General features: G+C 57.6%; 12 protein-coding genes. 6 read left to right on the top strand and 6 right to left on the bottom strand.

The window, feature by feature from the left end; all coding sequences use genetic code 11:
• Position 1: 1 nt before the first annotated feature.
• Complete coding sequence (gene thiD, locus B5F22_RS02205; protein WP_087390314.1) at positions 2 to 796, top strand: bifunctional hydroxymethylpyrimidine kinase/phosphomethylpyrimidine kinase; 795 nt, start codon at positions 2 to 4, stop codon at positions 794 to 796.
• A 38-nt stretch (positions 797 to 834) separates the two neighbouring features.
• Here thiD and B5F22_RS02200 read toward each other — a convergent pair whose 3' ends face one another.
• Together B5F22_RS02200 and B5F22_RS02195 are read right to left on the bottom strand one after the other, a co-directional pair.
• Positions 835 to 2,184 carry a DUF2812 domain-containing protein gene (locus B5F22_RS02200; RefSeq protein WP_087390311.1) on the bottom strand — a complete coding sequence of 450 codons (1,350 nt, stop codon included), beginning with the start codon at positions 2,182 to 2,184 and terminating at the stop codon, positions 835 to 837.
• On the bottom strand, positions 2,181 to 2,504 hold the full coding sequence (locus tag B5F22_RS02195) for a helix-turn-helix transcriptional regulator (RefSeq protein WP_087390306.1): 324 nt from the start codon (positions 2,502 to 2,504) through the stop codon (positions 2,181 to 2,183). Before B5F22_RS02195 ends, B5F22_RS02200 begins: the two co-directional genes overlap by 4 nt.
• Before the next feature lie 167 nt (positions 2,505 to 2,671).
• Here B5F22_RS02195 and B5F22_RS02190 point away from each other — a divergent pair, with 167 nt between their 5' ends.
• From B5F22_RS02190 to B5F22_RS02180, 3 genes are all read left to right on the top strand, one after another.
• Entirely contained in the window at positions 2,672 to 4,384 is a 1,713-nt protein-coding gene (locus B5F22_RS02190) for an ABC transporter ATP-binding protein (RefSeq protein WP_158096580.1), read from the top strand.
• An 18-nt stretch (positions 4,385 to 4,402) separates the two neighbouring features.
• Complete coding sequence (locus B5F22_RS02185) at positions 4,403 to 4,939, top strand: class I SAM-dependent methyltransferase (RefSeq protein ID WP_087390300.1); 537 nt, start codon at positions 4,403 to 4,405, stop codon at positions 4,937 to 4,939.
• A gap of 282 nt (positions 4,940 to 5,221) precedes the next feature.
• Positions 5,222 to 5,467 (top strand): hypothetical protein, encoded by a 246-nt coding sequence (locus B5F22_RS02180; RefSeq protein ID WP_087390296.1) that lies wholly within the window; start codon positions 5,222 to 5,224, stop codon positions 5,465 to 5,467.
• Positions 5,468 to 5,636: 169 nt separating this feature from the next.
• Here B5F22_RS02180 and guaA read toward each other — a convergent pair whose 3' ends face one another.
• The 3 genes from guaA to B5F22_RS02165 are packed head-to-tail and all read right to left on the bottom strand — an operon-like array spanning position 5,637 to position 11,490.
• A complete protein-coding gene (guaA, locus tag B5F22_RS02175) occupies positions 5,637 to 7,178 on the bottom strand; it encodes a glutamine-hydrolyzing GMP synthase (protein WP_087390293.1) in 1,542 nt (513 codons plus the stop codon).
• A 17-nt stretch (positions 7,179 to 7,195) separates the two neighbouring features.
• A complete protein-coding gene (gene carB, locus B5F22_RS02170; protein ID WP_087228859.1) occupies positions 7,196 to 10,405 on the bottom strand; it encodes a carbamoyl-phosphate synthase large subunit in 3,210 nt (1,069 codons plus the stop codon).
• Positions 10,405 to 11,490, bottom strand: coding sequence for a carbamoyl phosphate synthase small subunit (locus B5F22_RS02165; RefSeq protein WP_087228862.1), 1,086 nt, complete (start codon positions 11,488 to 11,490; stop codon positions 10,405 to 10,407). The genes carB and B5F22_RS02165 overlap by 1 nt, the downstream gene beginning before the upstream one ends.
• Before the next feature lie 179 nt (positions 11,491 to 11,669).
• On the opposite strand from B5F22_RS02165, the gene B5F22_RS02160 reads away from it, so the two are divergent.
• Together B5F22_RS02160 and B5F22_RS02155 are read left to right on the top strand one after the other, a co-directional pair.
• Complete coding sequence (locus B5F22_RS02160) at positions 11,670 to 12,350, top strand: DUF421 domain-containing protein (RefSeq protein WP_087390290.1); 681 nt, start codon at positions 11,670 to 11,672, stop codon at positions 12,348 to 12,350.
• The gene (locus B5F22_RS02155; protein WP_087390288.1) at positions 12,347 to 12,730 is read left to right on the top strand and encodes a DUF4363 family protein; all 384 of its coding nucleotides are present in this window, start codon (positions 12,347 to 12,349) and stop codon (positions 12,728 to 12,730) included. The genes B5F22_RS02160 and B5F22_RS02155 overlap by 4 nt, the downstream gene beginning before the upstream one ends.
• Before the next feature lie 99 nt (positions 12,731 to 12,829).
• Here the strand turns inward: B5F22_RS02155 and B5F22_RS12210 are convergent, their stop codons facing one another.
• A complete protein-coding gene (locus B5F22_RS12210) occupies positions 12,830 to 12,976 on the bottom strand; it encodes a hypothetical protein (RefSeq protein ID WP_158096579.1) in 147 nt (48 codons plus the stop codon).
• Positions 12,977 to 13,109 lie beyond the last annotated feature (133 nt).

The following is a 13,109-nucleotide window of genomic DNA, read 5'->3' as shown; positions in this document are numbered from 1 at the left end:
CATGAAAACCGCACTTTCCATAGCCGGCAGCGACTCCAGTGGAGGGGCCGGCATCCAGGCGGATATCAAAACCATGATGGCCAACGGCGTGTATGCCATGACCGCCATCACCGCCCTGACCGCGCAAAACACCACCGGAGTGTCCGCCATTTTGGAGGTCTCTCCAGCATTTTTGCGCCAGCAAATCGACTCTGTCTTCCAGGACATTCCCCCGGATGCGGTAAAAATCGGCATGGTCCCCTCCCCTGCTCTGGTGGAAGTCATCGCCCAGCGGCTGGAGCACTACCACGCCCAGCGAGTGGTGGTGGACCCAGTGATGGTGGCCACCAGTGGCAGCACCTTGTCCCGAGACAGCGCTGTGGGGGCCATGAAAGAGCTTCTCTTCCCTCTGGCCACCGTCATCACCCCCAACATTCCGGAGAGCGAGGCTCTCACCGGACGGACCATCACCACCCAGGCGGACATGGAGCGAGCCGCCCGGGAGATGGCGGACACCTTTGGCTGCGCCGTGTTGTGCAAGGGTGGACACCACGTCCACGACGCCAGCGACCTGCTGTGTGTAGACGGCACGTGCACCTGGTTCCACGGGTCCAGAATCCAAAACCCCAACACCCACGGCACCGGCTGCACCCTGTCCAGCGCAATTGCCTCCAATCTGGCCAAAGGCTTCTCTCTGGAGGAGTCCATCCAGCGGGCCAAGGCCTACATCTCTGGGGCTCTGTCCGCCATGTTGGATTTGGGCCATGGCTCCGGTCCCCTTCACCACGGCTACGACTTAAAAAGCGATATGATCTAAAAAACGGGAGGCCCCCACGGGCCTCCCGTCAAACATTTCTAGCTATTTAGGAGCCTCTCTCCCACCAAAGCCATCTGCTCCGCTGTGGGCTCCCAGCTCATGTCCACCGACACCAGGATATTCCCCCGGCACAGCAGGAAGGCGTTGCGCTGGGTGCCGTCCTTGGCCACCAGGCGGTAGGCCTCCTCTGCCCCCCAGGGTGTGGCATCCACGGATACCATCTCCCCATCCCAATAGGCTTTTATCAGCATCTGCCGCTTCATCTGCCCTACACAGAAGGGGTACAGGGCAGGCACAGACACCGTGTACCGCTCATAGGTCATCTGCGGAGTCTCATCTTCCCGCCCCCATGGCAGTTGCTCCACTTTTAGACGCTGGAGCAGCAGAGACTGGTCTGAGCTGGTGGCGTTGGAGAAGAACACCTCTTGTTCTCCCACCAAGTCGGTCATATACAGGGGGGTCCCCACATAAAAAGACAAGTCTTCGGGGCTCTCCGACCCTGCGGCCAGGTATATCCCAAATCTCACCGCTCCGCCCATCACCACAAAGGCAAATACGACGCAGGCCAGCAGGGTCAACCCACGATTGGCCCCGGCGGAAACCCCCACCTCTTTCAGCAGGCGCTTCACCCCCAGCGTCAGAGCGATCAGCACCCCGTAGCCAATGGCCACAACCAGGACGATCCAGGCCATGACCGGATTTCCCACCAGGGCCAAATTCACCCCCCACCAGAACAGGGCAGCCAGCAGCACCGCCATCATGACGGTTTGGAACTTTTTCGTGGATGGGGTGTCCAAAAACAGCCCCTGTTGGGCCGCCCGCTTGGCCCGATGCCGCCAGGTGTAGTATGCAACCAGTTCCACCGCAGCAATCAAAAACAGCATCAGGCCGCACGTTCCCATCAGCAGGGCCCCGGGACTTGCCATCATACGCAGGGTATCGCTGATTAGCGAAGAGGCATATAACACGCTGCCAATCAGCCCCAGCGCCAACAAAATCCAGAGCACCCGGAGATAGTTGGCCTTGCAGGCCCGGTGGATGATGTCCACCTCCAGCTCCGGTTCCGTGTGGATGGGGGTGAGGTTTTCCCGGTCACTGTAAAACACCTGCATCTGGAACCAGGTACAGGCCAGCTCCCAGCCCGTCTCCCCACAGTAGTCAATGAGGGTCTGCTGCTCCCCGGAGGGGAATGGGTCAAAGTCCGAGGCCTTGGGGAAATAGGTCACCGCCACTTGCAGTTCCTGGGGCTCAATTCTCCGGTAGGTCCAGAAGTAATTGTTTATCTTCTCCACCTTCCAGCCCTTCCGGGCCATCTGGGTGAGGTGCCGTTCAATGCCGGTATGGTCGTAAAAGGACAACAGCTCCATTCTCCGCTTGGTCTGCCTCATGGTTCCTCCTCCTCTCTGCGCACACGGTCATAGTCGTCTAACTGGCTGCGGAGGCGTTGGCATTCCCGCTCCAGCATCTCCTTCCCCTTGTCGGTGATGAGATAGCTGCGCCGCCGCCCCTCCACACGGGTCTGACGAATCATCCCCTCTTCCACAAACAGCTCCAGGAGGTCGTAGAGGGTGCCAGAACCGATGCGCACTCGCCCCCCTGTCATCTCCTGCACCCGCTCCAAAATCTCCATGCCACGGCGCTCCTGGTGCAAACAGAGCAGGAGATAAAACATCTGCTCGGTGAGCGTCTTGAGTTTCTCTCTGGCCATCGTCCCACCTCCCGTTTCTCGAATATCGAGTTCTTTCATCTTCATTATAACTCGAATATCGAGAAAGTCAACTACATTTTACAATGGTGGAATTTGGGGAATTTCCATGGTACAATGGACAACAGTGGCGCGTGTGCCATCTATCCCAAGAGAAGCGAGGACCGTGCATGAGAGAACAGAGGGAAGCCGCCATTTTGCGGCAACAATTTCACATAGGCAACCGCAAAAACTACATCTTGTCCCTAGTTGGGAAACTTCTGGTGGTGGTCATGAGCATCAGTTCCAGTCTTATTTTCACCTTTGTGGTGGAGTCGCTGGAATACCAGAGCATTCAAAAGTTCCTCTATGGCCTGGCCATGGTAGGGGTGTATATCGTGGCCAATATGGCCTGTGGGTTATTTCGGAGAAAGTACCAGAACACCTACCTGCGCAAGGCCTTGACCCAGTTTAAAAACTACGTCTTCTCCAAGATTTTACGACAGCCCATCTCCAGCTACGCCAGCGGAGACACCGCCAAGTTTATCTCTGCCTTCTCCAACGACCTCAATTCCATTGAACAGAACTATTTGGTGGGAGAATTGAACCTGTTTGTGGAGATTTTAAACTACGTGGTGACGGCGGCGGTGCTGCTGATTCTCAATGTTCCGCTGGGGATTACCCTGGTAGTCTCCTCTCTGATTGCCATTCTGGTCTCCTTCCGCTTTGGCGGCAAAGTGGTAAAAAACGAAGCGGAGACCATGGAAAAGGCCTCGGATTTTGTGGCTCAAACCAAGGACCTGCTCAGCGGCTTCACCGTTATCAAAAGTTTTCAAGCTGAGAATCAAATCATGTCGGTTTTTCAGGAGAAAAACGTGGAACTGGAATCCACGAAGCAGAAACGCCGTGCCTCCAATGACACGGTATCCCTGGCAGGAAACATTGCATCCATATTGGTGTCCGTGATCTTCCTCTCTGTGGGCTTTCTCCTGGCCTTCAACGGGCAAATCAGCGTGGGTAAAATCATCGGCTTCTATGAACTCAGTGGCAATATGCTCAGTCCGATCCGAAGCCTGGGTGTTCTGGTGGCCAACCGCCATGCTGCTGACGCCCTGATTCAGCGCATCGAACGAGATATCGAAGACACCCACACCACCCAGAGCCGCAAAGCCACTCTGTCCACCGCTCCCACCTCCATTACTCTGAGAGACCTCTCCTTTGGGTATGGCAATGGTCGTCCTGTGCTCCACGCCATCAATCACACCTTTGAGGCGGGCAAACGCTATGCCCTGGTGGGTGGAAGCGGCAGCGGAAAGTCCACGCTTTTAAAGCTTCTGGTGGGCTTTCTCCCCGGTTATACGGGGCAAATCCAGTACGATGGAACCGAACTCCGCCAGCTGGACCTGGACCAGCTGCTGGAACATGTCTCCATGATTCAACAAGAGGTGTTCTGCTTCAACAGCTCCATTGCCAATAACATCACCATGTTTCGTGATTTTCCACAGGAGGAGTTGTCCCACGCCATCCAGCGGGCTGGACTATCCGCCCTCTGCGCCGCCAAGGGTACAGATTACCTGTGCGGCGAGGGCGGATGTCACCTGTCCGGCGGAGAACGTCAGCGGGTGTCCATCGCCCGGTGCCTCATCCGCAAATCCCCCATCATCCTGGTGGACGAGGCGGAGGCCGCTCTGGACAACGAGACCGCCAGTGCCGTATTGCAGACCATTCTAGGCTTGGACTCCACCATGCGCATCGTGGTATCTCACCGTCTGGATGCCCCCATTCTCCGCCAGTATGATGAAATTCTGGTGCTGCATAACGGTTCCATTGAGGAGTGTGGAACCTTTGAGGACCTTCTGAATCGAAAGGGCTACTTTTATTCTCTCTATCAAATTTCTCAGTAACACAAGGAGGGTGCAACCATGCTCATCTTGAATAAAGAGCTGTCCGGTCACATTCTCGACATCGGCGGCGGAGGTGAAGGGATAATCGGGCGTCTCTATCAATCACAAGTCACCGCCATTGACCATCGGCAAGAAGAGCTGGATGAAGCGCCAAGCGGGTTTGAAAAAGTTCTGATGGATGCCACAGACTTACAATTCCCTGCCTTCTCTTTTGAACACGTCACGTTCTTTTTTACCCTGATGTTTATGGATGCCGATGTGCAGGAAAAAGCCATCAAAGAAGCCGCACGGGTATTAATTCCCGGCGGTCTCCTCCACATTTGGGATTGTGACATTGAATCGGCCTATCCAGAACCTTTTTGTATTTCCCTGGAGATTCAACTCCCCGGCGAACGGATTTCCACCACCTATGGGGTGGGAAAGCTGGGGACACAGAATGAGGACTCTATTTCAAGCCTTTGTGCGGAAGCGGGGCTGATTCCCGTCACACAGCAGAGGGGGCCTGATGGCTTCCATATGGTCTGGCAAAAATCTAGGATGGTAAATCACAAGTGAGATGAGTTCAATTTGGCAGACGGTATCTGTCACTTTGGAAGTAGTCAATCAAATTACTTTCGACCGCCTTGATTTTCCCAAATATTTCTGATGCATTTTTTGTAATAACAAAATACGGATATACTCAGCTTCAAGAACCACATCTCTACCAAGTTGATGAGGATGACTATGACAAGTGGCGCTACTATTACCCAGAATCATCAAGTAAAAGTACGGTCTCAGGAACCAAGTAATCTGCTGATAGATGAACTTAAATCCGAGCTATAAAAGGAGGCAAATACCTTGAAGAAATATCATGTTATTAGTGCTAAACGCATGGGTTGGAATAATGGCGATAAAACCTACGAGCATTTCTTCTTCCCAGTAGAAATCTATAGCAAAGAGGATGCCATTGCCCAGTTTCGTCAGGTTCAGAAAGAAACATTAAAAAGCAATAATCACTGGTATCCATATACTGCATACGAATATGATGGTGAAACCTTTTATTCTATCCAGTACCGTGGTATTGCGGACGAAAACGAAATCTAAAACAGGTACTTGAATCACTCGATGTAAATGCAAAAAGAGAGCTAACTGAGAAATTAAGATCAGTTAGCTCTCTTTTTTGAATGATCAAAAAATGTTGCCAAATCGTTGCCACAAAGGGCACTAATCCCTCAAAAACCCAGTTATATCAGGCTTTTCCGGGCCTCTGAAATTATTCCCACTCAATGGTGGCAGGAGGCTTAGAAGTGATGTCGTAGCAAATACGGTTGATGCCGGGCACCTCGTTGACGATGCGGACGCTGATCTTGTCCAGCAGGTCGTAGGGGATGCGGGCCCAGTCCGCGGTCATGAAGTCGCTGGTGGTGACGGCACGCAGGGCCAGGGTGTAGTCGTAGGTGCGGCCATCGCCCATAACGCCCACAGAACGGGTGTTGGTCAACACAGCAAAGTACTGGTTGATGTTCTTGTCCTCGCCCGCGGCGGCGATCTCCTCCCGGTAGATGGCGTCGGCATCTCGCAGGGTGTCCAGCTTCTCCTTGGTCAGGTCGCCGATGACACGGATGGCCAGGCCGGGACCGGGGAAGGGCTGACGGCTGACCAGGTACTCAGGCAGCTGGAGCTCACGGCCCAGCTGGCGCACCTCGTCCTTGAACAGCAAGCGCAGGGGCTCCAAAATCTCCTTAAAGTCCACGTAGTCGGGCAGGCCGCCCACGTTGTGGTGGCTCTTGATGACGGCGGCATCGCCAGCGCCGGACTCGATGACATCGGGATAGATGGTACCCTGAGCCAGGAAGTCCACGGCGCCGATCTTCTTGGCCTCTTCCTCAAAGACGCGGATAAACTCCTCGCCGATGATCTTACGCTTGTGCTCGGGCTCTTCCACACCAGCCAGCTTGGCCAGGAAGCGGGACTCAGCGTCCACCCGGACGAAGTTCATGGCCCACTTGGAGAAAGCGGCCTCCACCTCGTCGCCCTCGTTCTTACGCATGAGACCGTGGTCCACGAACACACAGGTGAGCTGGCTGCCCACAGCCTCGGCCAGCAGAGCGGCACACACAGAGGAGTCCACGCCGCCGGACAGGGCCAGCAGCACCTTACCGTCGCCCACCTTCTCACGGATGGCGGCAATGGCGGTGTTCTTGTAGTCCTCCATGGTCCAGTCGCCAGCGGCGTGACAGACCTCATAGAGGAAGTTGCGAATCATTTTCACACCGTTTTCGGTGTGGTTGACCTCGGGGTGGTACTGCACGCCGTAGAAGCCCTTCTCCTCGTTGGCAATGGCCACGTTGGGGCAGTTGGCGCTATGGGCCACCAGTTCAAAGCCCTGGGGCACCTGGGCCATATAGTCGCCGTGGCTCATCCAGGAAATGCCCTGCTCGGGCAGGCCCTTGAAGATGGGGCTGTTGGTGTTGTACCAGGTCTCGGTCTTGCCGTACTCCCGGGCGGTGTCGTCCTGGGCAGGGGTGACCTGGCCGCCCAGGGTGTGAGCCATGAGCTGGCAGCCGTAGCAGATGCCCAGCACAGGCACGCCCCAGGTGAAGATCTCGGGGTCCACCTTGGGGGACCCCTCCTCATACACAGAGTTGGGGCCACCCGTGAAGATGATGCCGATGGGGTTCATGGCCTTGAGCTCGGCCAAGGGGGTGGTATAGGGTTTGACTTCGCAGTACACGTTGCACTCACGCACACGGCGGGCAATGAGCTGGTTGTACTGACCGCCGAAGTCCAGAACGATGACCGTTTGATGTGCCATTCTGATAGTTTCCTCCCTTAGATGGTAGTCACGTCAATGGGACGCAGGTCTGCGCTGCGGCTCTGCTCACGGACGGTGAGCATGGCCCGGGCAGTATCAATGGCGGTGACACAGCCCACGGAGTGCTCCACGGTGGCACGGCGGATCTTGAATCCGTCGGTGTCGTGGCGGCGGCCCTTGGTGGGGGTGTTGATGACCAGGTCGATGGTGCCGGAGGCGATCATGTCGCTGATGTTGGGGTGGGCCTCGGAGACACGGGCCACCTGGGTGCAGGGCACGCCAGCCTCATGGAGCACCTCACAGGTGCCGGCAGTGGCCAGAATCTCAATGCCCATATCCGCAAAGCCCCGGGCAATGCCCACGATCTCCTGCTTGTCCTCGTCCTTGACGGTGATGATGATACGGCCACCCTTCTTGGGGACCCGCATGTTGGCGCCCTTGAAGGCCTTCAAGAGGGCCTGGGGGAAGGACTCGGCAATGCCCAGCACCTCGCCGGTGGACTTCATCTCAGGGCCAAGGCCAGTGTCCACGTCGGTGAGCTTCTCGAAGGAGAACACGGGCATCTTCACGGCGTAGTAGTCGGCCTCCTTGTAGATGCCGGTACCATAGCCCAGGTCCTTCAGCTTCTGGCCCACCATCACCTTGGTGGCCAGGTCAATGATGGGCACACCAGTGACCTTGGAGATATAGGGGATGGTACGAGAGGAACGGGGGTTGACCTCGATGACGTACACATCGTCGTTGTAGATGATGAACTGGATGTTGATCAGGCCGATGACGCCCAGGGCCTTGGCCAGATCACGGGTATAGCGCAGGATGGTCTCCTTGTGCTTGTCCTCCACGTGGATGGTGGGATAGACAGAGATGGAGTCGCCGGAGTGAACGCCAGCCCGCTCGATGTGCTCCATGATACCGGGGATGAGGATATCCTCGCCGTCAAACACGCCGTCCACCTCAACCTCACGGCCCATGAGATACTTGTCGATGAGGATGGGGTGCTCCTGAACGGTGCGGTTGATGATGCGCATAAAGTCGGTGATGTTGCGGTCGTTGTAGGCAATCTCCATGCCCTGGCCGCCCAGCACGTAGGAGGGGCGCACCAGCACGGGATAGCCGATCTCATTGGCGGCCTGGAGGGCCTCCTCAGTGGTAAACACGGTGCGGCCCTTGGCGCGGGGAATGCGGCACTGGTTGAGGATCTCGTCGAAGCGCTCACGGTCCTCGGCGGCATCCACGCCGTCGGAGGAGGTGCCCAGGATGGGCACACCCATGTCGGTGAGGGCCTTGGCCAGCTTGATGGCGGTCTGGCCACCGAACTGCACCACAGCGCCGTCGGGCTTCTCCTGCTCCACGATGTTCTGCACGTCCTCGGCAGTCAGAGGCTCGAAGTACAGCTTGTCGGCCACGTCGAAGTCGGTGGAGACGGTCTCGGGGTTGTTGTTGACGATGATGGTCTCATAGCCCAGTCGCTTCAGAGACCACACAGAGTGGACGGAGCAGTAGTCGAACTCGATGCCCTGGCCGATGCGGATGGGGCCGGAGCCCAGCACCAGCACCTTCTTGCGGTCGTGCTCGCCGCCGTCGGCCTCGTTCTCTCCGTCGTAGGTGCAGTAGTAGTAGGGGGTCTCTGCGTCGAACTCGGCGGCGCAGGTGTCCACCATCTTGAAGGAGGGCACGATGCCGTACTTCTCCCGCAGGGCCTTCACGTCCTTCTGCTCCATGCCGCAGAGGTTGCCGATATAGCTATCGGCAAAGCACATCTCCTTGGCCTCCTTCAGGGTGTCCACATCGGGCACGCCACGGCAGGCCTTGAGGCGCTCTTCCATGTCGATGATGCGCTTGAAGCCGTCCAGGAACCACATGTCCATCTTGGTGATCTGGTTGATCTTGTGGGGAGACACGCCACGGCGCAGAGCCTCCGCCACCACGAACAGACGCTCGTCGGTGACCTGGGCCAGCAGGTCCTCCACCTCGTCGGTGTACAGGTCGTCCAGCTTGTCCAGCTTCAGAGCCCGCACGTTGAGCTCCAGGGAGCGGATGGCCTTCATGAGGGCGCCCTCGAAGGAGTTGGCAATGGCCATCACCTCGCCGGTGGCCTTCATCTGGGTGCCCAGAGTGCGGCTGGCGGTGGTGAACTTATCAAAGGGCAGGCGGGGGATCTTCAGCACGCAGTAGTCCAGGGTGGGCTCGAAGCAGGCCGTGGTCTTGCCGGTGACGGCGTTGGGAATCTCGTCCAGGGTATAGCCCAGAGCCACCTTGGCAGCCACCTTGGCGATGGGATAGCCAGTGGCCTTGGAAGCCAGAGCGGAGGAACGGGACACACGGGGGTTGACCTCGATGACGGCGTACTCGAAGCTGTCGGGGTTCAGAGCGAACTGGCAGTTACAGCCGCCCTCGATCTCCAGAGCGGAGATGATATCCAGAGCGGCGGTACGCAGCATCTGGAACTCCTCGTTTGCCAGGGTCTGGGTGGGAGCCACCACGATGGAGTCGCCGGTGTGCACGCCCACGGGGTCGATGTTCTCCATGGAACACACGGTGATGACGTTGCCAGCGGAGTCACGGAGCACCTCGAACTCCACTTCCTTCCAACCGGCAATGCAGCGCTCAATCAAAACCTGATTGACGCGGCTGAGGTTGATGCCGCGGTCGGCGATCTCCCGCAGGGAGGGCTCGTCGTAGGCAATGCCGCCGCCGGTGCCGCCCAGGGTGTAGGCGGGACGGACGATGACGGGGTAGCCGATGGTGTTGGCGAAGGACACGGCGTCCTCCACGCTCTCCACCACCTCGGAGGTGACGCAGGGCTGGCCGATCTCCTCCATGCAGTCCTTGAAGCCCTGGCGGTCCTCGGCCTTACGGATGGACTCAGGGGAAGTGCCCAGCAGCTTCACGCCGTACTTGGCCAGGGTGCCATTCTCGTGGAGGGCCATGGCCAGGTTCAGGCCGGTCTGGCCGCCCAGAGTGGGCAGGATGGAGTCGGGACGCTCCTTCTCAATGACCTGGGTGACGGTGGGGATGTTCAGGGGCTCGATATACACATGATCGGCAATGTCCTTGTCGGTCATGATGGTGGCGGGGTTGGAGTTGACCAGTACAACCTCCAGGCCCTCCTCTTTCAGAGCACGGCAGGCCTGGGTGCCGGCGTAGTCGAACTCAGCGGCCTGGCCGATGACGATGGGGCCAGAGCCCAGCACCAGCACCTTCTTGATTTCGGGATTCTTAGGCATTACTTGTCACCTCCCATGGACGCGATGAAACGGTCGAACAGATACTCGGTATCCCGGGGACCGGCGTTGGCCTCGGGGTGGAACTGGGTGGTAAAGCAGTTGGGGCGCTTGTAGCGCAGGCCCTCCACCGTGTTGTCGTTGACGTTGATGTGGCTGATCTCGGCCACCTCGGGGTGGACGGAGTCGGCCAGTACCATGTAGCCGTGGTTCTGGCTGGTGATGAACACCCGGCCCTCGGCAATGTCCCGCACGGGGTGGTTGCCGCCACGGTGGCCGTAGTCCAGCCGCCCGGTGCGGGCGCCGGTGGCCAGAGCCAGCATCTGGTGGCCCAGGCACACGCCGAACATGGGGATGTCGCTGTCATAGAGCTTCTTGAGCTGAGCAATGCACTCCACGTTCTCGGCGGGGTCGCCGGGGCCGTTGGAGAGCATCACGCCGTCAAAGCCGCCCTCCAGTACCGTCTCAGCGGGGGTAGAGGCGGGGAATGCGGTGACTTCGCAGCCACGGCGGCACAGGCAGTCAATCATGTTCTGCTTGACGCCGTAGTCCATCATGGCCACCCGGTACTTCTGCTCACCCACAGCGGGGAACACCTCGGGCTCCTTGCGGGTGACCCGCTCCACGGTGCCCTCCACCTTATAGGCGCGGAGCTTGTCCAAAATCTCCGCCACATTAAAATGCTCCGCACAGGTGATCATGCCATTCATGCTTCCCTGATTGCGGAGGATCTTGGTCAGGGCACGGGTGTCTACCCCTTCAATTCCTGTGATGTTGTTGTCTTTCAAAAAGTCATTCAGTTCGCCCTCGCAGCGGAAGTTGCTGCCCCGGGGGGACAGATGACGAACCACAAATGCCTCCACCCAAGGACGGGAGGACTCGTTATCCCAATGGTTCACTCCATAGTTGCCGATGAGGGGATAGGACATGACCACGCCCTGCCCCGCATAGGAGGGGTCGGTCAAAATTTCCTGATACCCGGTCATGGAGGTGTTAAATACCATCTCGCACACCCGATCTGCGGTGGCTCCGATGGATCGACCTTGGAACATAGCACCATTGGCCAGAATCAAAGTTGCCTTCAACATATATCCCACCTTTATTTATACTCGGTTCATTTTATCGCAAAACCATCCAAAATACAAGAAATTCTCGCAGGCTTTTTCATGTCATTTTTAAAATCGGAATTATGGACAAACGCCAGGGATATTCCCCTAGATTCAAGGGCAAAATGTTCAATAAACCATATTTTGCCGGAGGTGTTCCCATGTTTGTGGTACTCATTCGCACGTTGGTGCTCTACATTCTCCTGGTGGCGGGCATTCGTCTGCTGGGCAAGCGGCAGTTGGGGGAGCTGGAACCCAGCGAGCTGACCCTGGCCCTCATCATCGCCGACCTGGCCAGCGTCCCCATGCAGGACAACGGCATTCCCCTGCTGGCCGGGGTCATTCCCATTGCGGTGCTGCTGGCCATTGCCTCCATCCTCTCCATTCTCTCCACCAAGTCCATCCGGTTCCGCACCCTCCTGGGGGGCCGTCCCAGCGTGGTGGTGCGCCAGGGGCAGGTGGTGGAGCAGGCCCTGCGGGCCAACCGCCTGACCCTGGACGAGCTTCTGGAGGAACTGCGCATTCTGGGCCACCCCTATCTGGAGGAAATCCATACCGCCGTGCTGGAGACCAACGGCCAACTGTCCGTCCTCCCCTACGCCGCCCTCCAGCCCGCCACCGCCCGACAGGTGGGGCAAGACCCGGAAGAGCCCGGTCTGCCCCTGGTGGTCATCAGCGACGGGCGGCTGCTCGCCCAGGGCCTGCGGGGCCGAGGGTACGGGGACCAGTGGCTCCAGCAGCAGCTTGCCTCCCACGGTCTCACCTCCCATAAGCAGGTGTTTCTCATGACGGTGGACGATCTGGGCCACACCTATTGTGTCCCCAAGGAGGGCAAGCAATGAAACGATTGTTATGTTCGGTGGTCCTTCTGGCCGCCTTAGTGGCCGGGTGCTCCCTCCACGTGTGGTACCTCTCCCATAAAACCCAGTCTCTCTCTATGCAACTGGAACAGGCCGGTGAGGCAGTACAGCAGGGAGATTGGGAGACCGCCTACGACCTCACTCAGAATGCCTGGAAAAACTGGGAGAACCAGATGTTCTACCTCCACACCACTCTACACCACGACGACATCGACGGAGTGAGCACCGCCTTCCAGGAGGCGTTGGCCATTTTGGAGCAGCGGGAACAGCCGGGGGAATATGCCGCGGCCAATGCCCGCATTCTCTATCAGCTGGAGCTGCTGGTAGAGGCAGAGCTGCCCTCCCTGCAAAACATCCTGTGAGCCTGCCCTGAGAGGGCGGGCTCCTCTTTCTAGAAAGGGAAAGCGTGTGTACAAAACCTCTTGGTCTCATACACACGCTCTCTCCTTCAGGCTCCGCTCTTAGTAGCCCTTGCCCATGGGGTTCTTGCTCTCCATGCCGGACTGCTTGCGATTCTCAGGGGACTGCTTCTTGCGGTTCTCGGTGCTCTGGCGCTTGCAGTTTTCAGAGCCCATCTTATTGGTCATGCGGCTATCACGTTTATCCATGTTTATCACCTCACTGTCAGCAGTATGCCACCCCGGAATTTTCTTTATGCAGGGCGAAAAAAATTTTTTACAACTGGTACACACCCGCCCACTTTTATGTTATAATTTCCACAATCTTATCATCACACAAGGA

The sequence above is a fragment of the Pseudoflavonifractor sp. An187 genome (assembly GCF_002160275.1).
Lineage (GTDB): Bacteria > Bacillota > Clostridia > Oscillospirales > Oscillospiraceae > Enterenecus > Enterenecus faecium.
This window is presented reverse-complemented; position numbering and strand designations above follow the sequence as displayed.